Origin of the sequence: Sphingomonas sp. GC_Shp_5, assembly GCF_026540855.1 — a bacterium.
Lineage (GTDB): Bacteria > Pseudomonadota > Alphaproteobacteria > Sphingomonadales > Sphingomonadaceae > Sphingomonas.
Genome location: NZ_JALNUP010000015.1, coordinates 1 through 21,897, shown reverse-complemented (window position 1 = coordinate 21,897; position 21,897 = coordinate 1). Strand labels below are relative to the sequence as shown.

Annotated in this window: 23 protein-coding genes and 1 pseudogene; 15 read left to right on the top strand and 9 right to left on the bottom strand. The window is 67.1% G+C overall.

From position 1 onward, the window contains the following. Nucleotides 1-144 precede the first annotated feature (144 nt). From OXR60_RS12755 to OXR60_RS12740, 4 genes are all read left to right on the top strand, one after another. The gene (locus OXR60_RS12755) at nt 145-1,362 is read left to right on the top strand and encodes an argininosuccinate synthase (RefSeq protein ID WP_267396291.1); all 1,218 of its coding nucleotides are present in this window, start codon (nt 145-147) and stop codon (nt 1,360-1,362) included. A gap of 219 nt (nt 1,363-1,581) precedes the next feature. Beyond that, on the top strand, nt 1,582-3,096 hold the full coding sequence (locus OXR60_RS12750; RefSeq protein ID WP_267396290.1) for an NAD(P)/FAD-dependent oxidoreductase: 1,515 nt from the start codon (nt 1,582-1,584) through the stop codon (nt 3,094-3,096). Then, entirely contained in the window at nt 3,093-4,865 is a 1,773-nt protein-coding gene (locus OXR60_RS12745) for a hypothetical protein (protein ID WP_267396289.1), read from the top strand. Before OXR60_RS12750 ends, OXR60_RS12745 begins: the two co-directional genes overlap by 4 nt. 126 nt (nt 4,866-4,991) lie before the next feature. Next, entirely contained in the window at nt 4,992-6,608 is a 1,617-nt protein-coding gene (locus OXR60_RS12740; protein WP_267396288.1) for a hypothetical protein, read from the top strand. On the opposite strand, the gene OXR60_RS12735 is transcribed toward OXR60_RS12740, so the two are convergent. The 4 genes from OXR60_RS12735 to OXR60_RS12720 form a co-directional block, all read right to left on the bottom strand. Continuing rightward, a complete protein-coding gene (locus tag OXR60_RS12735; protein ID WP_267396287.1) occupies nt 6,589-7,725 on the bottom strand; it encodes a GNAT family N-acetyltransferase in 1,137 nt (378 codons plus the stop codon). The genes OXR60_RS12740 and OXR60_RS12735 overlap by 20 nt on opposite strands. Before the next feature lie 111 nt (nt 7,726-7,836). Beyond that, nucleotides 7,837-8,301, bottom strand: coding sequence for a RidA family protein (locus OXR60_RS12730; RefSeq protein WP_267396375.1), 465 nt, complete (start codon nt 8,299-8,301; stop codon nt 7,837-7,839). A gap of 46 nt (nt 8,302-8,347) precedes the next feature. After that, nucleotides 8,348-8,971: an HAD family hydrolase gene (locus OXR60_RS12725; protein ID WP_267396286.1), complete on the bottom strand. Its 624-nt coding sequence runs from the start codon at nt 8,969-8,971 to the stop codon at nt 8,348-8,350. Further along, nucleotides 8,968-9,249: a DUF3572 domain-containing protein gene (locus OXR60_RS12720; protein WP_267396285.1), complete on the bottom strand. Its 282-nt coding sequence runs from the start codon at nt 9,247-9,249 to the stop codon at nt 8,968-8,970. Before OXR60_RS12720 ends, OXR60_RS12725 begins: the two co-directional genes overlap by 4 nt. A 34-nt stretch (nt 9,250-9,283) precedes the next feature. Here OXR60_RS12720 and OXR60_RS12715 point away from each other — a divergent pair, with 34 nt between their 5' ends. After that, nucleotides 9,284-9,646: a response regulator gene (locus tag OXR60_RS12715; RefSeq protein ID WP_267396284.1), complete on the top strand. Its 363-nt coding sequence runs from the start codon at nt 9,284-9,286 to the stop codon at nt 9,644-9,646. 444 nt (nt 9,647-10,090) lie between these two features. On the opposite strand, the gene rpmG is transcribed toward OXR60_RS12715, so the two are convergent. After that, nucleotides 10,091-10,258 carry a 50S ribosomal protein L33 gene (gene rpmG / locus OXR60_RS12710; RefSeq protein ID WP_267396283.1) on the bottom strand — a complete coding sequence of 56 codons (168 nt, stop codon included), beginning with the start codon at nt 10,256-10,258 and terminating at the stop codon, nt 10,091-10,093. Nucleotides 10,259-10,421: 163 nt separating this feature from the next. Here rpmG and OXR60_RS12705 point away from each other — a divergent pair, with 163 nt between their 5' ends. From OXR60_RS12705 to OXR60_RS12690, 4 genes are all read left to right on the top strand, one after another. After that, nucleotides 10,422-10,742, top strand: a complete 321-nt coding sequence (locus OXR60_RS12705; RefSeq protein ID WP_267396282.1) for a hypothetical protein — start codon at nt 10,422-10,424, stop codon at nt 10,740-10,742. A 6-nt stretch (nt 10,743-10,748) separates the two neighbouring features. Then, complete coding sequence (locus OXR60_RS12700; RefSeq protein WP_267396281.1) at nt 10,749-11,315, top strand: TMEM165/GDT1 family protein; 567 nt, start codon at nt 10,749-10,751, stop codon at nt 11,313-11,315. A gap of 98 nt (nt 11,316-11,413) precedes the next feature. Continuing rightward, the gene (locus tag OXR60_RS12695; RefSeq protein WP_267396280.1) at nt 11,414-11,905 is read left to right on the top strand and encodes a DNA starvation/stationary phase protection protein; all 492 of its coding nucleotides are present in this window, start codon (nt 11,414-11,416) and stop codon (nt 11,903-11,905) included. Nucleotides 11,906-11,968: 63 nt separating this feature from the next. Next, nucleotides 11,969-12,154 (top strand): DUF1328 domain-containing protein, encoded by a 186-nt coding sequence (locus tag OXR60_RS12690; RefSeq protein WP_267396374.1) that lies wholly within the window; start codon nt 11,969-11,971, stop codon nt 12,152-12,154. On the opposite strand, the gene OXR60_RS12685 is transcribed toward OXR60_RS12690, so the two are convergent. Next, nucleotides 12,135-13,010 carry a metallophosphoesterase gene (locus OXR60_RS12685; protein ID WP_267396279.1) on the bottom strand — a complete coding sequence of 292 codons (876 nt, stop codon included), beginning with the start codon at nt 13,008-13,010 and terminating at the stop codon, nt 12,135-12,137. The genes OXR60_RS12690 and OXR60_RS12685 overlap by 20 nt on opposite strands. A 49-nt stretch (nt 13,011-13,059) precedes the next feature. On the opposite strand from OXR60_RS12685, the gene OXR60_RS12680 reads away from it, so the two are divergent. Then, the gene (locus OXR60_RS12680) at nt 13,060-14,634 is read left to right on the top strand and encodes a cisplatin damage response ATP-dependent DNA ligase (protein ID WP_267396278.1); all 1,575 of its coding nucleotides are present in this window, start codon (nt 13,060-13,062) and stop codon (nt 14,632-14,634) included. Nucleotides 14,635-14,809: 175 nt separating this feature from the next. On the opposite strand, the gene OXR60_RS12675 is transcribed toward OXR60_RS12680, so the two are convergent. Both OXR60_RS12675 and OXR60_RS19905 read right to left on the bottom strand, forming a co-directional pair. Continuing rightward, complete coding sequence (locus OXR60_RS12675) at nt 14,810-15,622, bottom strand: glutaminyl-peptide cyclotransferase (protein WP_267396277.1); 813 nt, start codon at nt 15,620-15,622, stop codon at nt 14,810-14,812. A gap of 113 nt (nt 15,623-15,735) precedes the next feature. Next, nucleotides 15,736-16,602: a cold-shock protein gene (locus OXR60_RS19905; RefSeq protein WP_276592230.1), complete on the bottom strand. Its 867-nt coding sequence runs from the start codon at nt 16,600-16,602 to the stop codon at nt 15,736-15,738. A gap of 469 nt (nt 16,603-17,071) precedes the next feature. On the opposite strand from OXR60_RS19905, the gene OXR60_RS12660 reads away from it, so the two are divergent. The 5 genes from OXR60_RS12660 to rpoN all read left to right on the top strand — a co-directional run bounded on the left by OXR60_RS12660 (nt 17,072) and on the right by rpoN (nt 21,234). Continuing rightward, a complete protein-coding gene (locus OXR60_RS12660) occupies nt 17,072-17,692 on the top strand; it encodes a ribonuclease D (protein WP_267396276.1) in 621 nt (206 codons plus the stop codon). A 5-nt stretch (nt 17,693-17,697) separates the two neighbouring features. After that, nucleotides 17,698-18,339: an LPS export ABC transporter periplasmic protein LptC gene (gene lptC, locus OXR60_RS12655; RefSeq protein ID WP_267396275.1), complete on the top strand. Its 642-nt coding sequence runs from the start codon at nt 17,698-17,700 to the stop codon at nt 18,337-18,339. A 5-nt stretch (nt 18,340-18,344) separates the two neighbouring features. Further along, nucleotides 18,345-18,890, top strand: coding sequence for an LptA/OstA family protein (locus OXR60_RS12650; RefSeq protein ID WP_267396274.1), 546 nt, complete (start codon nt 18,345-18,347; stop codon nt 18,888-18,890). 85 nt (nt 18,891-18,975) lie between these two features. Next, on the top strand, nt 18,976-19,755 hold the full coding sequence (gene lptB / locus OXR60_RS12645) for an LPS export ABC transporter ATP-binding protein (protein WP_267396273.1): 780 nt from the start codon (nt 18,976-18,978) through the stop codon (nt 19,753-19,755). A gap of 3 nt (nt 19,756-19,758) precedes the next feature. Beyond that, nucleotides 19,759-21,234 (top strand): RNA polymerase factor sigma-54, encoded by a 1,476-nt coding sequence (gene rpoN, locus OXR60_RS12640; RefSeq protein WP_267396272.1) that lies wholly within the window; start codon nt 19,759-19,761, stop codon nt 21,232-21,234. Nucleotides 21,235-21,280: 46 nt separating this feature from the next. Here the strand turns inward: rpoN and OXR60_RS12635 are convergent. Then, a pseudogene (locus OXR60_RS12635) lies at nt 21,281-21,897 on the bottom strand (TonB-dependent receptor); the annotation flags it as partial.

Genomic DNA, 21,897 nt, shown 5'->3' with positions numbered 1-21,897 from the left:
GGGAAACTCCTGGAAATGACCCGCGCAGTGGCGGAGCGCGGCTAAACGCGTGCTGAATGACGCGCGTTCCGGTTGCACCCGGCGCCCCCTCCCCCTAAGCGCCCCCCGATTGCCGAATGCCCAGACTTGCTGATGGAGCGTGCCATGTCCGAATCCGTGAACCGTGTCGTCCTTGCCTATTCGGGCGGGCTGGATACGAGCGTGATCCTCAAATGGCTGCAGCAGACCTACCAGTGCGAGGTCGTTACCTTCACCGCCGATCTCGGCCAGGGCGAGGAGCTCGAGCCGGCGCGCGCCAAGGCCGAGCTGATGGGGATCAAGCCCGAGCATATCTTCATCGACGACCTGCGCGAGGAATTCGTGCGCGACTACGTGTTCCCGATGATGCGCTCGAATGCGCTCTACGAGGGATTGTACCTGCTCGGCACCTCGATCGCGCGGCCGCTGATCGCCAAGCGCCAGATCGAGATCGCGCGGATGGTGAATGCCGATGCGGTGAGCCACGGCGCCACCGGCAAGGGCAACGACCAGGTCCGCTTCGAGCTCGGCTATTACGCGCTGGCGCCCGACATCAAGGTGATCGCACCCTGGCGTGAGTGGGATCTCACCAGCCGCACGCGCCTCATCGAGTTCGCCGAGCAGCACCAGATCCCCGTCAGCAAGGACAAGCGTGGCGAAAGCCCGTTCTCGACCGACGCCAACCTCCTCCACACCTCGTCCGAGGGCAAGGTGCTCGAGAACCCGTGGGACGAGGTGCCGGACTATGTCTATTCGCGCACGGTGAGCCCCGAGGACGCGCCCGACGTGCCCGAGTTCATCACCGTCGATTTCGAGCGCGGCGATGGCGTCGCGATCAACGGCGAGGGCATGAGCCCCGCGACCCTGCTCGCCAAGCTCAACGATCTCGGTCGCAAGCACGGCATCGGCCGGCTCGATCTGGTCGAGAACCGCTTCGTCGGCATGAAGAGCCGCGGCATGTACGAGACGCCGGGCGGCACCATTTATCACCTCGCCCATCGCGGCATCGAGCAGCTCACCCTCGATCGCGGTGCCGCCCACCTTAAGGACGAGCTCGCGCCGCGCTATGCCGAGCTGATCTACAACGGCTTCTGGTTCTCGCCGGAGCGCGAGATGCTGCAGGCGGCGATCGACCACAGCCAGGAGAAGGTGTCCGGCACCGTGCGGCTCAAGCTGTACAAGGGCGGCGTCTATGTCGTCGGCCGCCAGTCGGCGAACTCGCTCTACTCGGAAAAGGTCGTCACCTTCGAGGACGACCAGGGCGCCTATGACCAGCGCGATGCGGCGGGCTTCATCAAGCTCAACGCCTTGCGGCTGCGGCTGCTCGGCCGCCGCGACCAGTAAGCAGGCACCCATTCTGCCGTCATGCTGAACTGGTTACAGCATCCATGGCCCATCACCTGCCGCAAGCCAGGCGGCGGGTTTCGGGCCCTGGATTTCGAAACAAGCTCGGGATGACAGAGAGAATGGGTCCGGCGCGGTGCCCACCACCCTTGCTCTGTTAACGCCGCCTTAGCCTTGTCGCTTCATATCTTCGGGCATCTCCCGGGGGTTCGAGCAGGCATGGTGGGTAGTTACAGAACCGTTGACGTGGCGATCATCGGGGCGGGCCCCGCGGGCCTGACCGCCGCCTATCTGCTCGGCAAGGCGGGCTACTCGGTAACCGTCATCGAGAAGGACTCCCGCTATGTGGGCGGCATCAGCCGCACCGTCGAGCATCAGGGCTTCCGCTTCGACATCGGCGGCCACCGCTTCTTCTCCAAGTCGCAGTCGGTGGTCGACCTATGGAACGAACTGCTGCCGGACGACTTCATCGAGCGGCCGCGAATGAGCCGGATCTATTACGAGGGCAAATTCTACAGCTATCCGCTGCGCGCGTTCGAGGCGCTCGGCAACCTCGGCATCTGGCGCTCGACGCTATGCATGGCGAGCTATCTGCGCTGGAAGATCGCACCCAAGAAGACCGTGCGCAGCTTCGAGGACTGGGTGATCAACCAGTTCGGCCACAAGCTCTATTCGATCTTCTTCAAGACCTACACCGAGAAGGTGTGGGGCATGCCGTGCGACGAGATGAGCGCGGATTGGGCAGCACAGCGCATCAAGGGGCTGAGCCTCGGTGCCGCGGTGATCGACGGGCTCAAGCGCTCGCTCGGCCTCAACAAGCGCCCCAACGACGGCATGCAGGCCAAGACGCTGCTCGAAAGCTTCCGCTATCCGCGGCTCGGCCCGGGCATGATGTGGGACGCCGCGCGTGACCGCGTGCTCGAGCAGGGCAATCACATCCTGATGGGCCATGCGCTGAAGCAACTGGCGCAGGAGTCCGGCACCGGCCGCTGGCGCGTTGCCGCGACCACGCCGGATGGTGGCGAGGTGACGATCACCGCCAACCACGTCATCTCCAGCGCGCCGATGCGCGAGCTCGCCACGCGGCTGCAGCCGCTGCCGCAGACGCTGCCGCATGCCGCCGACCTCAACTACCGCGACTTCCTCACTGTCGCGCTGATGGTCCGCGCACCCGACCTGTTCCCGGACAATTGGATCTACATCCACGATTCCAAGGTAAAGGTCGGCCGCGTCCAGAACTTCCGCAGCTGGTCGCCGGAGATGGTGCCCGATCCCGCCATCGCCTGTGTTGGCCTCGAATATTTCTGCTTCGAGGGTGACGGCCTATGGTCGTCGAGCGACGAGGATCTGGTTGCACTCGCTACCCGCGAGATGGGCATTCTCGGTCTGGTTGAGCCGGACCAGGTGGTCGGTGGTACGGTGGTGCGTCAGGAGAAAGCCTATCCGGTCTATGACGATCATTATCGCGACAATGTCGACGCGCTGCGGACCGAGCTGGAGACGCGCTACCCGACGCTGCACTGTGTCGGCCGCAACGGCATGCACCGCTACAACAACCAGGATCATGCGATGATGACCGCGATGCTCACGGTGCGCAACATCGAGGCCGGTGAGCGGATCTACGATATCTGGGGGGTCAACGAGGACGCCGAATATCACGAGGCCGGCAACGAAGGCGAGCAAGCCGCGCTCGCAAGCGTGCGTGCGGTGCCGGGGCGGCTGCGCGCGGCATGACGGCCCAACGGCTGTGGCCGGCGGTGATCGGCGGCTGGCTGCTCGCCTCGGCGGTGCTGCTGATCGCTTTCTATCCCGCGATTACCTTGTTCCGCTTTCCCGACGCCGACGACGCCATGCGCCTGCTTGAGGTGCGCGACTGGCTGGGCGGCCAGAGCTGGTGGGATGTCGGCCAGCACCGCCTCAACGCCGGCCATTATCCAATGCACTGGTCGCGACTGGTCGATCTGCCGCTGGCGGCGGTGATCGCCCCGGCGACGCCGCTGCTCGGCCGGATCGATGCCGAACGGCTGGCGATGGTGGTCGTGCCGCTGCTGACGCTGCTCGCGACCATGGCGCTGGTGGCGCGGATCACCCGCCGGCTTGGCGACCTCGAGGCGGCCCAGTTCGTGGTGCTGATCGCGGCGATGTCGACGCCGATCGTGTTCCAGATGATGCCGATGCGGATCGATCATCACGGCTGGCAGACGGTGCTCGCGCTTGCCGCCGTGCTGTTGCTGATCGGACCGCCGACTTGGCGCCATGGCGTCGGCGCCGGCGCAGCGCTTGCCGCGCTGGTCACGGTATCGTTCGAAGGCCTGCCGATCACCGCTGCGATCGCCGCCGTGGCGACCTTGGCCTGGCTGGTCGACCGCCGGCGGGCGCCGTTCATGCTCGGGCTGATCTGGACGCTGTTCGGTGGTGCGGTGATCCTGCACCTAGCGACGCGCGGGCCGGGTTTCTGGCTGATGCCCTGCGATGCGATGTCGCCGGCGTGGATCGCAGTATTCGGCGTCACGGCGCTGGCGCTGACCGCGGCGAGCGCCGCGGCGCGGGCACCGCTCGCGGTGCGCCTGGGCCTGCTGGCGATCGGCGCAGCCGGCTGCCTGATCACCTTGCGCCTGTTCGTCGGTGCGTGCCTGAGCGGGCCGTTCGCTACGCTCGATCCGCTGGTGAGAACCTATTGGTACCAGAATGTCGCCGAGGGCATGCCGATCTGGCGGCAGGATCCGAGTTGGGCGATCGTCAACATCGCCTTGCCGACCGTCGGCTTGATCGGCAGCCTGCTGGCCATCCGCGACGCTTCGCCGGCCGTGCGAGAGCGCTGGTGGCTGCTGCTCGGCGTCATGGTGCCGGCAACGATCATCGCCTGCCTGGTGATCCGCGCCGGAGCGACGGCCAACGCTCTGGCGCTACCGGGATCGGCAGCGGTGCTGATGCGGCTGCTGAGGCGGGCGCGCGCCGTCCGCTCGGCACCGCTGCGGCTGATCGCGACGGCGGGGGCACTCGTCACCAGTTCTCCGGGGCTGGCATCGGAAGGGATCATCGCCGCCGCGCACGCGATGATAGGCAAGAAGGCCGCGGTGCCTTCGACGACTGACGTCCCGAGGTGCGCCAGGCCCGAGGACATCCGCAGCTTGGCCGCGCTACCGCCATCGATCATCTTCGCGCCGCTCGACGTCACACCGGAACTGGTCGCGACAACAAGCCACCATGCGATCGGTGGCAGCTATCATCGCAACGCCGCGGCAATCCACGCGATCATCGCGACCTTCATCGGTACGCCGGCTGAAGCCGAGACGATCATTCGGGCGAGCGGCGCCCGTTATGTCGCCGCCTGCCCCGGGCTCAACGAGGTGGAGCTATACGCGCATGTTGCCCCGGACGGCTTGTGGGCTCGGCTGCAGCGTGGCGAACGCTTCAACTGGCTGCGCCCGGTGCCGCTCAGGCACACGCGGGTGCTGGCCTGGGAAGTGATCCCGCACGGCAGCGCGCCGACCAGCTTCTGAGGCGAAGCGGCAAGCATCATATCCGTCATGCCGGGCTCGCCTTGGGATGACGATCGTGGCGCCAACCGCACGATCGCCTGCGCTGGATCGTTGCCGTCGCTGCTCTCGCGCCTTAGGGCGGTAACCATGACTGCGGAACGGCTTCACTGGTGGCAAACACGTTGGTTCGTCGTGGCGATGGTGATCGTCTCGATCGTGCCGCTGATCCGGCCCGCTATCCCCCCCTTGGTCGATCTGCTCGGCCATATGGGGCGCTATCGCGTCCAGCTCGATGCGGGCGCGCATGCCTGGCTCGCCGACTGGTATAACTTCCAATGGTCGCTGATCGGCAACCTCGGCGTCGATCTGCTGATCGAGCCGTTGTCGCGGCTGTTCGGGCTCGAGCTGGCGGTCAAGCTGATCGTGATGGCTATTCCCGCGCTTACCGTGTCCGGACTGCTGTGGATCGCGCGCGAGGTGCATGGCCGCATCCCGCCGACCGCGCTATTCGCGCTGCCGCTGGCCTATTGCTACCCGGTGCAGTTCGGCTTCGTCAACTTCGCGCTGTCCATGGGACTCGCGCTCAACCTGTTCGCGCTGTGGCTGCGGATGGGGCGGCTGGGGCATCTCAGCTGGCGCGCCGCGCTGTTCGTGCCGCTCTCCTGCGCTCTGTGGGTGTGCCATACCTTCGGCTGGGGCGTGCTCGGCGTGCTCGCTTTCTCGTCGGAGATGATCCGCCAGCACGATCTACGCAAGGACGGCCGCGGCGGTCATTGGCTGGAAAGCTGGATCCGCGCCGGGCTCGGCTGCCTGCCGCTCGCCCTGCCATTCGTGCTGATGGTGTTCTGGCGGTCGGGCGACCACGTCACCGGCAAGACCACGGACTGGTTCAACTGGCGGTGGAAGATCAACTGGGTGCTGATGGTGCTGCGCGATCGCTGGATGGCGTTCGACATCGCGTCGCTCACGGTGCTGTTCGTGATCATGTTCAAGGGCATGCGCGATTCGCGAGTGGAATATTCGCGCAATCTCAGCCTGTCGGCGCTGTTCCTGCTCGCCATGTACCTGCTGCTGCCGCGAATCGTGTTCGGATCCGCCTATGCCGACATGCGCCTCGCACCTTATGCGCTGGCGATCGGGCTGATCGCGCTGCGCCCGCGCGCCGGCCTGTCGATGCGCGGGGCGACGACGCTGGCGGCACTCGGGCTGCTGTTCTTCGGCGTCCGCATGGCAGGCACCACCGCGAGCTTCTGGATGTTCGCGCAGGACCAGGACCGCAAGCTCGCCGCGCTCGACCATGTGCCCGAGGGTGCCCGGTTGCTGACCATGGTCGGGCGGCGCTGCGTGGACGATTGGACCTATTCGCGGCTCGAGCACGTCCCCGGCATCGCCCTCGAACGCAAACTTGCCTACGCCAACGACCAATGGTCGATGGCAGGCGCGCAGTTGCTCACCGCCCGCTATGCGATCGCCGGCCAGTTCGCGCATGATCCGTCGCAGATCGTCACCGGGGTGCGCTGTCGCGGCGAATGGTGGCGGCCGATCGCGGTGTCGCTCGCCTATCTGCCGCGTCGCGCCTTCGATTATGTCTGGCTGATCAACCCGCCGCCCTATGATCAGGCGCTGGTCGCCGGCCTCACCCCGATCTGGCACGACGGCAGCAGCATCTTGTTCCGGATCGACGATCGTCGTCGACCCAATGTCACGCTCAACCCCGCGCTGTTCCCGCCGCGGCGCCGGCTGGTCAGTCGCCCGACCGTCTGAACGGCGCGAACGCGGCGAGATGGAGTTGATCGGACTCGACTGCCGCGCGCTCGCGCACCAGGAAATCGCCGACCGCCTGGCGGAAGTTGGGATCGGGCAGGTAGTGCGCCGACCAGGTCGGCACCGGCACATAGCCGCGAGCGAGCTTGTGCTCGCCCTGCGCGCCGGCCTCCACCGTCTTCAGCCCGCGCGCGATCGCGGCGTCGATCGCCTGATAATAGCATAGTTCGAAATGGAGGAAGGGCACGTCCTCGGTGCAGCCCCAATAGCGACCGTAGAGCGTATCTGCACCGATCAGATCGAGCGCACCGGCGATCGGCACGCCATCGCGCTCGGCCAGGATCAGCAGCACCTTGTCGCCCATCGTCTCGCCAAGCAGCCGGAAGAACGGGCGGGTGAGATAGGGCTGGCCCCATTTGCGGCTGCCGGTGTCCTGGTAGAAGGCCCAGAACGCCTGCCAGTGGCGCGGCTCGATCGCATCGCCGGTGAGATGCCGGATCGTCAGGCCCTCGACCGCGGCGGCGCGTTCCTTGCGGATCGCCTTGCGCTTGCGGCTCGCCAGTACCTCGAGAAAATCATCGAAGCTGCGATAGCCGTCGTTGGCCCAATGGAATTGCGTACCCTCGCGGATCAGCCAGCCCGCCGCCTCGAACAGCGGCAGTTGGGCGGGATCGACAAAGGTCGCATGCGCCGATGACAGGCCGTGCTGATCGATCACCGCCTCCACCGCCGCGATCAACGGCGCTGCGGCGGCGGGATCGCGCAAAAGCAGCCGCGGGCCCGGCACTGGGCTGAACGGCGCGGCGATCTGCAGCTTGGGATAGTAACTGCCGCCGGCCCGTTCCCACGCGTCGGCCCAGGCGTGGTCGAACACATATTCGCCCTGGCTGTGGCTCTTGGCATAGGCCGGGGCAATGCCGGCAGGCATGCCATCCGGGCCATCGACGATGATCGGGATCGATTGCCAGCCTGATCGCCCACCGACGCTTGCCGATTGCTCCAGCGCGACGAGGAAGGCGTGGCTGACGAACGGATTACCGGTGCCGGCACAGGCATCCCACTGATCGGCAGGAATCGCGCCGACACCGTCGGCAAGACGCGCGGTCAAGGTGGTCATGCCGTCACCACTCCCGGCGGACGAGGACGGTCGCCGGCTTGATCCATCGCATCTGGCTGCATGGTCGCCATATGCGGAGCCGGGGCGGTGCTAACAACCCCGGCCGGCCCATCAGTCGGCGAGTTGCACCACCGCATCGACTTCCACCGCGGCGCCAAGCGGCAGCACCGGCACGCCCACCGCGCTGCGCGCGTGCATGCCGGCATTGCCGAACAACGCGACCATCAGCTCGGAGGCGCCGTTGGCGACCTTGGGCTGGTCGGTGAAATCGGCATGCGAATTGACGAACACGCCGAGCTTGACGATGCGGCCGACGCGCGAAAGGTCGCCAAGGTGCTTCTTGAGCTGGGCGACGATCATCAGCCCGCAGGCGCGCGCCGCCGCCTGACCATCCTCGAGCGAGACGCCGTCACCAAGCCGACCGGTGACGAGCTTGCCATCGACGAAGGGCAATTGGCCGGACAGATGGAGCAGCCCGCCCGCCTCGACGATCGGAACATAAGCGGCAACCGGCGCTGCCGCCTCCGGCAAGGTGAGGCCGAGTTCTTCGAGCTTGCGGGCAACATGGTCCATGATGATCTCCTAATCAGGGCAGTGAAGCGATCGGTGCTGATCGCGAGGCTCAATGGGCGGGCGTGCCTGCCGCGAATTGCGCGGCTATCCAGTCGGCGGCGTCGCGCCAATCGTCGATCCGCGCATGCGCGTCGGGCGCCGCCGGCACGCTCGGCGCGAGCGTGGGCTCGGACACCATCTGCAGGCGATGAACCCCGGGGGCATGGCGGGCGACCGACTCGTGGTGGACGGCAAGGTCGTCGACGAACACCGTCACCGGGCTGCCGTGCTCGGCCACCAGACGCGACACCGGATCGCCCTTGCCGCCCTGGTTGCACTCGACGCGATGCTCGATGCCGAACTGCGCCAGCTGCTCGATCCGCGCGGTGCGGCATTCGTCCGTCAGGTTGGTGAGGATGACGATCTCGGCCGTCTCGGCGAGTCGCGCCAGTGCCTCGGCGGCATGCGGCACCAGCGTCTGCCGGTGCATCTCGCCCGGGAAGAAGCCGCCGAGCAACTGCCACATCTCGTCGCGCGACGGGATCGTACCGCCATCGCGGCGACGCATGCTGGTGGAGAAGTCATCGCCATTGGGCGTGAATTCGATGTCGTGCGCCTCGTCGAGCCAGGTGCCGAAATGCTTCACCATGTGAAGCAGCACCTCGTCGCAGTCGCAGATCAGCAGCGGCTTCATTGATTCTCCAGCTGGTAACGGGCGCGGACCAGCGCCTCGGGCTTGACCGCGAGCGCCTCGGCACAGGCGATGAGATCGGGTTCATAGGCTTCGAGAAACCCGAGCAGCGCGCCAAGCACGGCCGGTTCGCCGGCCCGTTCGCGCAGATCGTCCGGGTCGAGGCCCGTGGTAGCGATCAACCGGCTTGCCCGATCGTCGTCGCCGATCGTCCAGACCAGGGCACGCAGGGCCAATAGCTCCGCGTTTGCGTCGGGGGAGTTTGTATCGCGCTCGCGCATTGCCTATCGTCGCCTTGAAAGGATCGTGAAGCGGGTGGCAAAAAGGGTGCTCGTTGTCGAGGACAACGAACTCAATCTCAAACTGTTCTGCGACCTGCTGAGGGCGCACGCCTTTGTTGTCGAGCCGGTGCGCGACGGCCGCGAGGGCGTGGCCACGGCGCGCACCTTCCTGCCCGACCTGATCATCATGGACATCCAGATGCCGCACGTCACCGGCTATGAACTGATCCAGGAGCTGAAAGGCGACGACGACCTCAAGCACATTCCGGTGATGGCGGTGACCGCTTATGCCGGGCGTGACGACGAGGACCGGATCCGCGCCGCCGGCGCCGCCGCCTATGTCTCCAAGCCGATCAGCCTGATGCGCTTCATGGAAACGGTGAACGCGCTGCTATGAGGCAAACGTAAGACGCCCTGCTGCCGGTTGGGCAACAGGGCGTCGCGAGCTTCCAAGTGCCCTTGCCCCCCGAAAAGGGCTGGACGCTGCAAGCAGATCAATAACGTAGAGCAGGAAGGTTGGTTCCCACTGGTGCCGGATCGCTGCCGACGACACGGCGGCCACGCACCGGAGCCACAAAAACCAAGGGCGGCGCTCATGTGAGCACCGCCCCCAGCCCGTAGTGACGCAAAACACGACAATCGGCGAATCCGACTGCCATCAGCGGGTCTAGCGCCGACAAATGAACGCAATATGTCCAACAGCTGCCATTTGCGGCGGAAATCCGGCCAAGCTCAAACCGCTGCGGACATGACAAGAGCCGCCGGCGCTCATGCACCCGCGGCCCTACACGTCTTGTTCGACGCCAAAATCCCTAGGCAGCCACGCAGGCTGCCCACCAGATTACTTGATCTTGGCTTCCTTGAACTCGACGTGCTTGCGCACGACCGGATCGTACTTGCTGAAGCTCAGCTTCTCGGTCTTGGTACGCGGGTTCTTCTTCGTGACGTAGAAATAGCCCGTGTCCGCGGAGCTGACGAGCTTGATCTTGACGGTAGTCGGCTTGGCCATGAGCCCTAATCCTGAAAAACAAGGAGAGCGGCAGCACCAACGCCGCCGCTCGATCAGCCGCGGCGCATGGCCGAAGGCGGCGCTTAAGTCAACTCCGCCTGGCGTTTAAGGCGCCCTTTACCGCTCCTGATGCAGGGTAAGCCACGGCAGAGGAGCGACCAAGTTGGTACAGGGCAATGATCTCGACCACGTCAAGGCTGAGCTGTCGGCGCGAATCGCCTCACTCGACACCCGAGCGCCTTATGCGCGGCCGTGCGAGCTAGCGCCGGACGTCGACCAGATCCGCCTGATCGCGCATCGCAACGGGCTCAACCCCGCGGTGACGGTGACACATTTCCTCGATTCGGCGCTGTCGCGCGGCGAGCGCGGGGCGCTGGTCCACGGCTGGCTGGCGATGCTGAGCGACGCGGTGGCGAGCGATCGCCACGATCTTGCCGCCTGCAACGCCTTCGCCGCCGCCTGCTCGGTCCGCCTCGCGGGCTGACGGGCGGTGGATGCGCTGATGGCGGCGCTGGTCGCCGCGGCGCTGGCCCAGATCGGCGACCGCACGCCCTGGCTCGCGGCGATCCTCGCCGATCGCTATCGGCAACCGTGGCTGGTGATCGCCATGGCGGCGGCGGCGATGCTCGCTGCCGGCATGATCGCCGCGGCCGCTGCGGCGCTGATCGCCACCAGGATGACCCCGGAAGCCAAGCAGCTGTTCCTGGCCTTGGCACTGCTGCTCCAGGGCGGCGGATCGGTGATGCCGGCCAAGGCCCCCGACCGATTGCAGGGCTGGCGACTCGGCGCGGCACTGACCAGCCTGATCGGCTTGTTCGTGCTCGCCTTCGGCGACGGCATCCAGTTGATCGTGCTCGCACTGGCGGCTCGCACGGCCTTTCCCTGGATGGCGGCGATCGGGGCGACGCTGGGGTCGCTCGCGGTGATCGTGCCGGCCGTGATCCTCGGCGAAGCGGCATGGCAGGTGCTTCCCTTAAAGCGGGCGCGGCTGGTGATCTCGATCGGCTTCATCATGGCCGGTATCTGGCTGGGTCTGTGGGCGGTGGCACTGATCTAGCGGCTCACTCACCGCAAGCGGTGAAATGCCGCGCGCGGCGGGGAGCGAATTGCGTTATTGGATCGTTATCGCAACGACCCCATGATCCAGGAGCTTCCATGGCCATCACCAATCCGGCGCTCGACACGCCGACCGACCTGTCCAACACCGGCTCGGTCGCCGATGCGCTCAACGCCTCGCTCGCGGACTGCTTCGCGCTCTATCTCAAGACCAAGAACTTCCACTGGCATGTGTCGGGCCCGCACTTCCGCGACTATCACCTGATGCTCGACGATCAGGCGGCGCAGATCATCGGCGTCACCGATGCCATCGCCGAGCGCGTCCGCAAGATCGGCAACACCACGCTGCGTTCGATCGGCGACATCTCGCGGCGCCAGTCGATTGCTGACAACGATCAGGATTTTGTCGATCCCGCCGCGATGCTCGCTGAGCTGCGCGAAGACAATCTCAAGCTGGTCGAGGCGTTCCGCACCGTCAAGGAAGCCGCCGAGGCGGCCAAGGACAATGCCACCAGCGGCATCGTCGACGAGTGGACCGACCAGGCCGAGGAGCGTGCCTGGTTCCTGTTCGAGGCCAGCCGCAAGAGCTGAGCCTGTCCCGACGGCGGGAACCGGTGGATGCGACGCCGGTTGTCGCCGCAGGGAGACTATCCGATGCTCAAATGGGCGCTCATCTTCGCCGTCATCGCGCTGGTTTGCGCGTTGCTGGGCTTCGGCGGCGCGGCCTCCGCCTTTGCCGGCCTGGCCAAGATCATCTTCTTCGTCGCCGTCACCATCTTCGTCATCTGCCTGGTGCTCGGGCTGATCGCCGGCAAGGCGGTCAAGGACGCGGTGGACTGACCGCGGGGCCGAGCCTCACCAGCCACAGATCCGGCGGCGCGCCGATCCGGAACGGCAAGTTGCTGGTGCCGAGCCCAGCGGTGATGATGACCTTGCGTCCCGGGTCCTGGACGATCCCGCACCGGTAGCGCGGATCGAAGATGCGCTTGCTGTGCAGCAGATAGGGGCTGAGGGTGATGCCTAACACCACGCCCTGGCCGCAATGGGTATGGCCGGTCAGCACCAGCGGCGCGCTGCCCGGCGGCAGCATCGGCAAGAGATCGGGGCTGTGGGAGACCACCAGCCGCGCACCGCTGAGCCGCGCCGCCTGCCTCAACGCTTCGCCGGCATCGGCATGGCCGGTGAAGGCATCGTCTACCCCGATTACCGCCAGCGGTCCGCGCGCCAGCGCCTGGTTGGCGAGCACCGTGATCCCGGCCCGGCGCATCGCCGCGGCTACAAGGGTCGGCAGCGTGTAATGATCGTGGTTGCCGAGCACCGCGACCACGCCGAGCGGCGCCCGCAACCGGGACAGCGGCGCCGTCAGGCTTGGCGCATCGATCGCGGTGCGGCGGGGATCGTGGCCGTCGACGAGATCGCCGGCGATCACCACCAGGTCCGGCCGCAGCGCATTGACCTGGCCGACGATCCGCGTCAGCCGGCGCTGATCCATTACCACGCTGCCGATGTGGATATCGGCCAGCAATGCGACGGTGATCGGCGGGGCACCGGCCGGCCAATCGGGCAGCGCCACCGCCGTGCGGCGGACGATCGGATCCGCCCGCGCCTCGAGAAAGGCGAAGGCCGCGACCGCGATCACCGCCAGCACGCCCACGGCGATCACCGCCCCCACCCATTGCCGCCACGATCCGCTCATGTCGGCGCCTTAGCGGGAGCATTGCTGCCATGCCATGCGTTGCCCCCTCATGCACGCCTTCGCCGCGCTTCTCGACTCGCTGATCTACACCCGCGGCCGCAACGCCAAGCTGAAGCTGATCGCCGATTATCTGGTGGCGACGCCGGACCCGGATCGCGGCTGGGCGATGGCGGCGCTGACCGGGGATCTCGACCTGCCGGGGGTAAAGCCGGCGCTGATCCGCGCCTTGATCGAGGAGCGGGTGGACCCGGTGCTGTTCCGGATGAGCCGCGACTATGTCGGCGACACCGCGGAGACGGTGGCGCTGCTGTGGCCGGCCCCCGCGGTGCCCAGCGACCCTGAGCCGCTCTCGGTCGCCGATGCCGTCGAGCGATTACGCCACCTGTCGCGCTCCGACGCCCCGGCGGTGCTGGCGGGCATGCTCGACCGGCTCGACGCCGAGGAGCGGTTCGCGCTGCTCAAGATGGCGACCGGGGCGTTGCGCATCGGCGTCTCCGCCCGGCTCGCCAAGACCGCGCTCGCCCAGGCGTTCGGGCTCGATGTCGAGGCGGTGGAGGAGATCTGGCACGGCATCGCGGCGCCCTACCCCACCCTATTTGCCTGGGCGGAAGGTCGTGGCGTCCAGCCGACCCCGCTGGACGTGCCGGTGTTCCGCCCGTTCATGCTCGCCCACGGCCTGGAGGATGCGCGGGTGGACCTCGCGGATTATGCCGCGGAGTGGAAATGGGACGGGATCCGCGTCCAGATCGTCCATGTCGCCGGCGAGACCCGGCTCTACAGCCGCACCGGCGACGACGTTACCGGCAGCTTTCCCGATGTCGCCGCCGCCTTTTCGACTCCGGGCGCGGTGGATGGCGAATTGCTGGTCAAAGGCGAGTTCCAGGGCGGCGAGGCGGCGAGCTTCAACGCGCTGCAGCAGCGGCTCGGCCGCAAGAGCGTGTCGGCGAAGATGCTGGCCGAATATCCCGCGTTCGTCCGGCTCTACGACATCCTGTTCGACGGGCCGGAGGATCTGCGCGAGCTACCCTGGACCGAGCGGCGCGCGCGGCTGGAGGCGTTCGTGCCGCGGCTCGACCCCGACCGCTTCGATCTCAGCCAGGTGATCGAGGCCGAGGATTTCACCGAGCTGGAGGCGATCCGCGCCGGTGCCCGCGACGCGGCGATCGAGGGCGTGATGCTCAAGCGCCGCGATTCGCCCTATGTCGGCGGTCGCCGCGCCGGATTGTGGTATAAATGGAAGCGCGATCCACTCACCGCCGATTGCGTGATGATGTACGCGCAGCGCGGCAGCGGCCGCCGCTCGTCCTATTACAGCGATTACACCTTCGGCTGCTGGACCGAGGAGGGCGAGCTGCTGCCGGTGGGCAAGGCCTATTCGGGGATTACCGACGAGGAGCTCAAGATGCTCGACCGGTTCGTGCGGACTCATACGCTCAACCGCTTCGGCCCGGTCCGCGAGGTGGAGCGCAGCCTGGTGCTCGAGATCGCATTCGACTCGCTTCACGCCTCGACCCGGCACAAATCCGGCGTGGCGATGCGCTTCCCGCGGATTGCGCGGATCCGCATCGACAAGCCGGCGGCGGAGGCGGACCGGGTGGAGACGCTGCGCCGGCTGGTGACCTAGGCGGCGCCGCACCCCGTATTTACCCGGTAGTTTTGACCACAAGTTGAGTGAAGTTGTCGCCTACCGCGCGACGCTGGCCGTGGATCGTTTCCGGTTGCGCGACGATGAGAAAGAGGCTCGCTTCGGCGATTGTCGCCCGTGTCGTATCACCGGGCGCCGTTGTAGGACAGCGCGGTCACTGGACGCGGCCGACCTCGTCGCCGAGCGTGATCTCGAACAGCCGGGGCCAGTTCTTGCCGGTGACGAACAACCGGTCGTGCGCGGAGTCATAGGCGATGCCGTTGGCGACCGAATCGCGATCGGCGAGGTTCACCTCGGCGATCAGGGGGCGCAAGTCGATCAGTGCGTTGATCTTGCCGGTGGCGGGATCGATGCGGGCGATGAAGCCGGACATCCAGATGTTGGCGAGGATGCTGCCGCGGACATATTCAAGCTCGTTAAGCTGGCGCTGCGGCTTGCCGTTGAGCGTCACCTTAATGGTGCTACGCTGGGCGAAGGTGGCGGCGTCGAGCACGCGCAGCGTGGGCGTGCCGTCCGACAGGATCAGCTGGTTGCCGTTGGTGGTCATCCCCCAGCCCTCACCGGGGTAGGTGAAGCTCGCGGTGCGCTTGAGCGTGGCGCGATCCCAGCGGAAGCCGATGCCGGTCTGCCAGGTGAGGCTGATCAGCTGCTTGCCCCAGCAGGCCGTGCCCTCGCCGAACAGCTCAGGGGAGATGGCGACGCGCGCGCGCACCGTGCCGGTGGCGAGATCGACCCGGCGGATGTCGGACGCGCCGGTCTCGCCGGTGCTTTCATACAGCGTGCCGTCGCACCAGGAGAGGCCTTCGGTGAAGGCGTGCACGTCATGCGGGAAGCGATTGACCACGCGCGCCTCGAGCACCGGGATGCCAGCTTCGACCACCGGCGCGTCGTCTGACGCGGGATCAGCGGCCGGGCTGGTCTGGGCGGCGGCGAGCAGGGCGAGCGAGAGTAGGACGGGAATGGGCATGATCGGCTTTCGGCTCGACGGGCGACAACATGGAGTAGGCAAGGAAAAGCCCGGCCCCGCGGGTGCGGAACCGGGCTGTTCGTCACATCACGAGCGAAACGCTCGAGATGGCTTTAGGAAGACGCACCCTGCAGGTTCACCGCGGCGTACTTGCCACGACGATCGACCTCGAGCTCGAACTCCAGGCGATCGCCCTCGTTGAGGGTCGACATGCCGGCGCGCTCGACGGCCGAGATGTGCACGAACGCGTCGGGCTGGCCATCATCGCGCTGGATGAAGCCGAAACCCTTCATGGCGTTGAAGAACTTGACCGTGCCGGTCGCCTTCTCGCCGGTCAGCTGGCGCTGCGGGCCACCTGCACCACCGGCGCCGCCGGCTGCGGGACGCGGACCACGCTCGAAACCGCCTTCACGCGGCTCGCGCGGCGCACGATCAGTGACGGCCATCGGCTCGCCATCGATCTTTAGCTCGGTCGCCGAGATGCGGCCGCCGCGATCGACGAGGGTGAAGCCGAGCGGCTGACCCTCGGCGAGCGCCGACATGCCAGCCTGCTCGACCGCCGAGATGTGCACAAACACGTCCTCGCCGCCGTCATCACGGACGACGAAGCCGAAGCCCTTCTGCGCGTTGAAGAACTTGACCACGCCGGTGCCTTCGCCGACCACCTGGGGGGGCATGCCGCGACCGCCGCCGAAACCGCCACCGCCGCTGTTGCCACCGCCGAAGCCGCCGCCACCGCCGCCGCGGAACCCACCGCCGCCGCCGCCGCCACCGAAGCCGCCGCGATCACCGCCGCCAAAGCCGCCGCCACCGAAACCACCACGATCGCCGCCGCCGAAGCTGCTGCCGCCACCGAAACCGCCGCCGCCGAAGCTGCTACCGCCGCCGCCGCCGCCGAAATCATCACCGCCGCCGAAGCCATCGCGCTTGTCGCGCCCGCGTCCGCCACGATTGCCGCGGCCACCTTTGTCGTAACCCATATGCCCTGTTCGTCTTCCCGGTTCGCCCGCACCAATCCTCTCGAGATACTCATGCGCCGGACGACGAACGTGAGCCCTCGGGCGCGAAACCTTTTGCGCCTTGGGGATGCCCATAGCGCACTACGCAAGCCCTCGCGAACGAAATCGTCGCCGGATCAACCCGTTTTGTGGCAATAGTTGGTCCGTGACGGTCACAATTGGGTGAAATCTGGCAGCGGGGCGGTTTTGATCGGCGAAACCTTCGCCTGACGTGGCGTGCTCGGCGGGGGTGGCGCACCGAGTCGCCGCAGGCCGAGTGCGCGATGATCCTGTCCCAGTGAAAGCTGGGGCTCTCGCGACTCCCGTTTTGCGCTATCGCCGGAGATCCCAGCTTTCGCTGGAATGACGGATGGGCCGGTCGACCGTGCCCCTGACCTTCCCGCAAGGTTCGTCATTGAGCCGCAGAGGATAGCAGCGTAGGGCGCGGGGCATGACCGTATACTTCCACGAGGAAGACCTCGCCGCCGACGTCTTCGCCCCCGGTGCTTCCATTGCCGTCGACACCGAGACCATGGGCCTGATCACACCGCGCGATCGGCTGTGCGTCGTCCAGCTCTCCGACGGTGGGCCGGACGAGCATCTCGTTCGCTTCGGCCCGCGCAGCGACTATGCCGCGCCCAATCTCAAGGCGGTGCTCGCCGATCCGGCGCGGCTGAAGCTCTATCATTTCGGCCGGTTCGATATCGCCGCCGTCCAGCATTACCTCGGCGTGATCGCCGCGCCCGCCTATGACACCAAGATCGCGTCGCGGCTGATCCGCACCTACACCGATCGCCATGGCCTCAAGGAACTGGTGCGCGAATTGCTTGGCCAGGACATCTCCAAGCAGCAGCAATCGTCCGACTGGGGCGCGCCCGAACTGTCCGACGCGCAGAAGGATTATGCGGCGAGCGACGTGCGCTTCCTGCACCGCTTGAAGGAAGAGCTCGACCGGCGGCTGGTGCGCGAGGGGCGCGACCAGCTCGCCCAGGCGTGTTTCGATTTCCTGCCGCATCGCGCGGCGCTCGATCTCGCCGGCTGGCCCGAGATCGACATCTTCGCCCATGCGTGACGCCGATGGCTGAGGTCGCGCGCCCGCCCCGCACCGCGCGCCAGCGCTGGGCCGCGCCCGGCAGCCGTCACGATCGGCTGATCGCGACGCTCGGCTTCGGGCTGCCCGCGGCGATCGGCGTGCTCACCGCCTTTCTGGTGCTGGCGCCGCTGACCTCGACCGGCGACGTCTCGTTCGTGCTCGACAAGAACAAGGTGGAGGTCGCCAAGGAGCGGCTGAAGCTGCAGGCCGCCACCTATCGTGGCCAGGACGACAAGGGCCAGCCGTTCGCGATCAACGTCGCCTCGGGCGTGCAGAAGAGCTCCGCGGTACCGGTGGTGCAGATCAACAAGATGGCCGCCGACATCCAGCTCGACGATGGCCCGGCGCAGCTTCATGCCGACAAAGGCGCCTATGATCTCGACACCGAGAAATTGCAGGTGATCGGCCCGGTCGCGTTCCGCGCCGCCGACGGTTATCGGATCGACACCCAGGACGCAGTGGTCGACCTCAAGCAGAAAACGATGGACAGCGGCGGCAAGGGTGTCACCGGCGTGCTGCCGCAAGGCAATTTCAGCGCTAACAAGCTCCACGCCAATCTCGAGGGCCGCACCGTCAAGCTCGATGGCAATGCGCGCTTGCGGATCGTGCCGCGAGGGGCGAAATAGCGATGATGCGCGTTGCTCCTCCCCTGTTTGCCGCCCTGCTGCTCGTCGCCGCGCCCGTCGCGGCCCAGCAGAAGCACAATTCGAACGCGCCGATCGATTTCGGCGCCGATCATATCGAATTGCAGGACAAGGCCAATCGCGCGCTGCTGACCGGCAACGTCTCGGTCAAGCAGGCCGAGATGACGCTGACCTCGGCGCGGATGACCGTGACCTACACCGGCGAAGTGGTTGGCGGTAACCCGCAGGTGTCGCGGCTCGACGCTTCGGGCGGGGTCACCGTGCGCCGGCCCGACCAGACCGCACGCAGCCAATATGGCATCTACGATCTCAACCGGCGGGTGATCACCATGCTCGGCGCGGTGACGCTGACGCAGGGCGGCAACACCGTCAACGGCGGCCGGCTGACGATCAACATGGATACCGGCCGTGCGGTGATCGACGGCTCGTCGGTCGCCGGATCGAGCGGCGCGACCACCGGCAACGCCGCCGGCACCGTCACCCAGCGCAGCGGCCGGGTCACCGGCACCTTCTCGGTGCCCAAGCGCGATTGATCTCCACCGCCGGTGTCATGCAGGTTTCCTGCCAAGCCGATAGCTGATAACGGCCGGGCAACCTTTCAGCGCGAGACGTTCGGCCATGGATGCAGCCCTTTCTCCCGTCGCCACCGCGGAGCCGATCCACGAGGCGCCGGTCAACCACGGCCTGCAGGTCGTCTCGATCGCGAAATCGTACGACAAGCGTACCGTGCTCACCGACGTGTCGGTGCGGGTGGATCGCGGCGAGGTGGTCGGGCTGCTCGGCCCGAACGGCGCGGGCAAGACGACCTGCTTCTATTCGGTGATGGGGCTGGTGAAGCCCGATTCGGGCCGGATCATGCTCGATGGCGAGGATATCACCCGGCTGCCGATGTACCGGCGCGCGATCCTCGGCCTCGGTTATCTGCCGCAGGAGACCAGCATCTTCCGCGGGCTGTCGATCGAGAAGAACATCATGGCCGTGCTCGAGCTGTCCGAACCCGACGCTGCGGCGCGGCCGGTGAAGCTCGACAGATTGCTCGAGGAATTCGGCCTCACCCGGCTGCGCGCGGCGCCGGCGATGGCGCTGTCGGGCGGCGAGCGGCGCCGTGCCGAGATCGCGCGCGCGCTCGCGGCCGAGCCATCGATCATGCTGCTCGACGAGCCGTTCGCCGGCATCGACCCGATCTCGATCGCCGACATCCGCGACCTGGTGAAGGACCTCAAACGCCGCGACATCGGCGTGCTGATCACCGATCATAATGTCCGCGAGACGCTCGATATCGTCGATCGCGCCTACATCATCTACGACGGCCGCGTGCTATTCTCGGGCAGCCCGGCCGAGCTGGTCGCGGATGCCAACGTCCGCCGGTTGTACCTCGGCGAGGGGTTCTCGCTCTAGCCGATGAGCCTCGCTCCGCGCCTGGACATCCGCCAGTCCCAGTCGCTGGTGATGACGCCGCAGCTCCAGCAGGCGATCAAGCTGCTGGCGCTGTCCAACCTCGAGATCGAGGGCTTCATCGCCGAGGAGGTGGAGAAGAACCCGCTGCTCGAGGCGGCGCAGACCGACGAATTGGTCCGCCCCGAGCGCGCCGAGGCGCCCGAGCCCGCGGGTGCCGACGAGATGGTGGCGGGCACCGCCGCGGCCGAGCCGCTCGACCTCGACTATGCCACCGAGAGTCACCAGCAGGACAGCGTCGCCGATGGCGGCGGCGGGTTCGACGGTGCGCTGTCGATGACCGGCGGTGCGAGCGGCGGGCTCGGCGGCGAGGACGGGCCGGACCTCGATTCCTTCGCCGACACCGCGACCAGCCTCGCCGACCATCTGCTCGCCCAGGCGCAACTGGTGGTGGATGGCGCCGATTGGTTCATCGCCCAGCATCTGATCGACCAGCTCGACGAGGCGGGCTATTTAACGGTGCCGCTGCTCGACATCGCCAACCGGCTCGGCAGCTCGCTGGCGCGGGTGGAGGGCGTGCTCGCGATCATCCAGACGCTCGAGCCGACCGGCGTCGGCGCGCGCGACCTTGCCGAATGCCTGGCGCTGCAGGCCAAGGAAGCGGACCGCTACGACCCGTGCATGGCGCGGCTGCTCGATCATCTCGAATGGTTGGCGCGCGGCGATCTCGGGCGACTGAAGCGGATCTGCGGGGTCGACGACGAGGACATGGCGGACATGATCCGCGAGCTGCGCGGCTATGATCCCAAGCCCGGCTGCCGCTATGGCGGCGAGCCCGCCCAGGCGGTGTCGCCCGATGTGTTCGTCGCCCGCACCAAGGCCGGCTGGGGAATCGAGCTCAACGCCGCGACGCTGCCGCGGGTGCTGGTCAATCGCCGTTATTATCACGAGCTCAGCCATGGGCCGCAGGGCAAGCAGTCCAAGGCGTGGCTGTCCGAGGCGCTGGCGAGCGCCAACTGGCTGATCAAGGCGCTCGACCAGCGCCAGCGCACGATCATCAAGGTCGCCGCCGAGATCGTGAAGCAGCAGGAGGCGTTCTTCCTCAAGGGCGTCGCCTATCTCAGGCCGCTGACGCTGCGCCAGGTGGCGGATGCAATCGAAATGCACGAATCGACTGTGAGCCGCGTCACCAGCAACAAATATCTGAGCTGCGCGCGCGGATTGTTCGAGCTCAAATACTTCTTCACCTCGGCGATCCAGGCAGCGGACGGCGGCGACGCGGTGTCGGCGGAAGCGGTGAAGAGCGCGATCAAGAGCCTGATCGCTGGCGAGGGCGCCAAGATCCTGTCCGACGACACGCTGGTCGAGCTGCTCCAGGCCAAGGGCTTCGACATCGCCCGGCGCACGGTGGCCAAATACCGCGAGGCGCTGGGGATCGGCAGCTCGGTGCAGCGGCGGCGGACGCGGACGCTGGGCGGCTGACGCCCGCTGGCCCTCACCCTTCGCCGAAGGATGAGGGCCAGGGAGCCTAGAAGAACAGCTTGCGGATGCTGAGCCGCACGGTGCGGCCGAGCGGATCAAGATAGTCGGGCTGGTAGCTGACCGGCACCGTGCCATCGGCGTTGGTGACGTTCTGGCGCGTGTTGAACACGTTCTGCAGCGCCAGCGTGACGCGCATGCCGCGCACCCAGGGGTGCGCCTTGACCAGATCGAGCCGCTGGCCGAGATCGGCGAACAGGCGCAGGTCCGCGGTGGCAAGGCCGCCGAACGACAGCGGCTCGGGCGCCGCCGCGGTGCCGCCGTTGACGTGGGTGCCGGTCGCGTAATTGACCGAGAGACGCGCGCCGAGCCCGTTGTTGGAATAGCCGGCCTGGCCCTCGAACTCATGACGCGCCTGGCCGCCGCTGGCACCGATCGCATCGCCGTTGAGCAGATCGAGCGCGGGGCCACCGTCGGCGACCAGCACGCGATCAGTGAGATGCCAGGTGTGGTAGATCGCGAACTGGACCCGGCCGCCGCCCTGGCCGCGACCACCGAAGCCACCGCCACCGCCGCCAAAGCCGCCACGACCGCCCGGACCGCCGCCACCGGGGCCGCCGCCGCCTGGGCCGCCGGGAGGCGGTCCGCCGTCGCCACCTGCCCGAC

Coding starts and splice junctions, on each gene's coding strand:
- OXR60_RS12725 (WP_267396286.1), bottom strand. CDS start 8,971: ATGAAGCCGCTGCTGATCTGCGACTGCGACGAGGTGCTGCTTCACATG.
- OXR60_RS12680 (WP_267396278.1), top strand. CDS start 13,060: ATGCACGCCTTCGCCGCGCTTCTCGACTCGCTGATCTACACCCGCGGC.
- OXR60_RS12660 (WP_267396276.1), top strand. CDS start 17,072: ATGACCGTATACTTCCACGAGGAAGACCTCGCCGCCGACGTCTTCGCC.
- OXR60_RS12755 (WP_267396291.1), top strand. CDS start 145: ATGTCCGAATCCGTGAACCGTGTCGTCCTTGCCTATTCGGGCGGGCTG.
- OXR60_RS12750 (WP_267396290.1), top strand. CDS start 1,582: ATGGTGGGTAGTTACAGAACCGTTGACGTGGCGATCATCGGGGCGGGC.
- rpmG (WP_267396283.1), bottom strand. CDS start 10,258: ATGGCCAAGCCGACTACCGTCAAGATCAAGCTCGTCAGCTCCGCGGAC.
- OXR60_RS12650 (WP_267396274.1), top strand. CDS start 18,345: ATGCGCGTTGCTCCTCCCCTGTTTGCCGCCCTGCTGCTCGTCGCCGCG.
- OXR60_RS19905 (WP_276592230.1), bottom strand. CDS start 16,602: ATGGGTTACGACAAAGGTGGCCGCGGCAATCGTGGCGGACGCGGGCGC.
- OXR60_RS12735 (WP_267396287.1), bottom strand. CDS start 7,725: ATGACCACCTTGACCGCGCGTCTTGCCGACGGTGTCGGCGCGATTCCT.
- OXR60_RS12690 (WP_267396374.1), top strand. CDS start 11,969: ATGCTCAAATGGGCGCTCATCTTCGCCGTCATCGCGCTGGTTTGCGCG.
- lptC (WP_267396275.1), top strand. CDS start 17,698: ATGGCTGAGGTCGCGCGCCCGCCCCGCACCGCGCGCCAGCGCTGGGCC.
- OXR60_RS12745 (WP_267396289.1), top strand. CDS start 3,093: ATGACGGCCCAACGGCTGTGGCCGGCGGTGATCGGCGGCTGGCTGCTC.
- rpoN (WP_267396272.1), top strand. CDS start 19,759: ATGAGCCTCGCTCCGCGCCTGGACATCCGCCAGTCCCAGTCGCTGGTG.
- lptB (WP_267396273.1), top strand. CDS start 18,976: ATGGATGCAGCCCTTTCTCCCGTCGCCACCGCGGAGCCGATCCACGAG.
- OXR60_RS12695 (WP_267396280.1), top strand. CDS start 11,414: ATGGCCATCACCAATCCGGCGCTCGACACGCCGACCGACCTGTCCAAC.
- OXR60_RS12720 (WP_267396285.1), bottom strand. CDS start 9,249: ATGCGCGAGCGCGATACAAACTCCCCCGACGCAAACGCGGAGCTATTG.
- OXR60_RS12675 (WP_267396277.1), bottom strand. CDS start 15,622: ATGCCCATTCCCGTCCTACTCTCGCTCGCCCTGCTCGCCGCCGCCCAG.
- OXR60_RS12740 (WP_267396288.1), top strand. CDS start 4,992: ATGACTGCGGAACGGCTTCACTGGTGGCAAACACGTTGGTTCGTCGTG.
- OXR60_RS12685 (WP_267396279.1), bottom strand. CDS start 13,010: ATGAGCGGATCGTGGCGGCAATGGGTGGGGGCGGTGATCGCCGTGGGC.